This window comes from Microcystis sp. M53603_WE2 (assembly GCF_030065435.1).
This window is the reverse complement of sequence record NZ_JASJFF010000923.1, coordinates 1-2,207: the sequence shown is the minus strand read 5'-3', so window position 1 is coordinate 2,207 and position 2,207 is coordinate 1. Positions and strand designations below refer to the sequence as shown.

General features: G+C 41.9%; 2 protein-coding genes. One reads left to right on the top strand and one right to left on the bottom strand.

Translation table 11 applies throughout. The annotated features are described in order from the left end of the window. Positions 1–168: 168 nt before the first annotated feature. Complete coding sequence (locus PX481_RS19575; RefSeq protein WP_002761583.1) at positions 169–756, bottom strand: Uma2 family endonuclease; 588 nt, start codon at positions 754–756, stop codon at positions 169–171. A gap of 225 nt (positions 757–981) precedes the next feature. Here PX481_RS19575 and ftsY point away from each other — a divergent pair. Beyond that, positions 982–2,207: signal recognition particle-docking protein FtsY (ftsY, locus tag PX481_RS19570; RefSeq protein WP_288095559.1), on the top strand; the 1,226-nt coding region annotated here is incomplete at its 3' end.

The following is a 2,207-nucleotide window of genomic DNA, read 5'->3' as shown; positions in this document are numbered from 1 at the left end:
TTAATTTTTGAGAGGGCAAAAATGAGAAAAATAAGCATAAAATTGCATAAAATAACCAAATAGAGCATTTAATTGATTAATGCTCATTCTTAATTCTCCTGACTACTGACTACTGGCTCCTGACTCCTCACCTAAAGGAAGATTTTTGATTTTTGCAAGAGGTCTATTTTAGGTTTCTGCTAGGTCGAAATTTACTCTTTGATATAAATCTTGAAAAGAAATCTGCCAATCCACCGACACCAATTGTAAAACCGCATTTTCCCCCGTGACGAAATCAATTAACCATTGATCATCCTTTTGTTTATAGTAACGTTCCACACTATAACTAGATTGTTCGATCAGAATATATTCCTGAAAAGTTGGCAGAGAACGATAGAATTTAAACTTATCCCCTCGGTCATAAGCTTGGGTAGAATTAGAGAGAACTTCGACAATAATTAAAGGATTGATCACGTTAGATTGACTATTCCCTTGATAGAGAGGTTGACCTTTAATCACCATCACATCGGGATAGGTGTAAATACTATAATCTGACAGCCATAAACGCACCGTTTCCATGTAGGTATAATAATCTTGATTATTGATATTTAAGGGAAAATTACGGCAAAAATTTAGACAAATCTGATTGTGATTAGTGGTGGCTCCTACCATTGGGATAATTTCTCCTTGACGATATTCATTTTTATCTTCGGATGTTTCCTCCAGAGCTAGATATTCTTCGGGAGTATAATATTTAGTTTCGGTAGTCCTTAACATTTTTGACTCTCCTTCCTCTTCTATTTTCTAGGATACAGCATTTCTCTAAAAAGAGACAAAGTTATCCTTGAGCAAGGTTATCAATTGAGTGGCTCGGATCATATTTTTTGCTTAATCTCTGGCAAAAAATGCTGAGAAATCCACAATTAAAAATCTAACTATCAAAATTGCTCACCCCAAAGGTTAAAATAAACTAGATAAATAGTTTTATGTTTAGTTTCTCCTATGTTTAACTGGTTCCGTCGTCAGAAAGTCCAACCCGAACAAGAACAAACACCCCCCGCACCCGTAGAGGAAACCCCCAGCGAGGCAACCCCGACGACTAGCGAGACAACCAGTCAGGAAGAGTATTTAGATTGGGCTAAAAAAGCCTTTAAAAATATTCAAGAGAAAAAAGCCACGGCCGAGGCCGTCGTGAGCGAACCCTCTGAAACATCTATTGCTGAAACCGAACCTCTGCAAGAGGAAGAACCGGTTAAAGAAGAAGAAACCGAGGATAATACCCCCGCATGGCTGAAAAAATCTGATCGCCTCGAAATTCTCAAAGAAACCGCCATCGAAACCCCCACAGAACCAGATGAGGACTTTATCTGGTCCGCCAAAGTTTTAGCCAATCAGGGACGACAAGCAGAGGACGTTTCGGAAGAAGAAATCACTTGGTTAAAAAAATTGCGTCAGGGTTTAGGCAAAACGCGCCGCAGCTTGGTCAATCAGCTTAAGGCCGTGGTCGGTCAGGGTCCCCTCAATCAAGATGCGGTGGAGGAAATCGAAGCTTTATTGCTTCAGGCCGATGTGGGGGTAGATGCCACCGATTATATTATCACTACCCTCCAAAATAAGCTAAAACAGGAAGCTTTGCCTCCCGAAAAAGCGATCGAATATCTCAAAGAAATTATCCGCGAGATTTTAGATTCACCTTTAGCCAATTATAGCAACCCCGGTTTTGAGCCAGAAAAAGGCAAATTAAATATCTGGATGCTCACAGGAGTTAACGGAGTCGGTAAAACGACGACTATCGGCAAATTAGCCCATTTATCTAAACAATCTGGCTATAGCTGTATAATCGCCGCTGCCGACACCTTTCGCGCTGCTGCCGTGGAACAGGTGAAAGTTTGGGGAGAGCGATCGCAAGTCGAAGTAATTGCCAACCCGGGCAAAAATACCGACCCGGCCGCCGTGGTGTACGATGGCATCGAAGCCGCTAAATCCAGGGAGGTAGAATTACTCTTAGTGGATACGGCGGGAAGATTGCAGAATAAAAAGAACTTAATGGCAGAATTAAGCAAAATTCGCCGCATTATCGACAAAAAAGCCGAGAGTGCCGTGGTGGAATCCCTTCTAGTTCTCGATGCCACTTTAGGACAAAACGGGCTGCGACAGGCCGAGGTTTTCTCGGAAGCTGCCCAATTAAGCGGCGTGATCCTGACTAAAATCGATGGTACAGCTAAAGG

Bases quoted from the DNA above. Each gene is read 5' to 3' on its own strand.
- PX481_RS19575 (WP_002761583.1), bottom strand. From the start codon at position 756: ATGTTAAGGACTACCGAAACTAAATATTATACTCCCGAAGAATATCTA.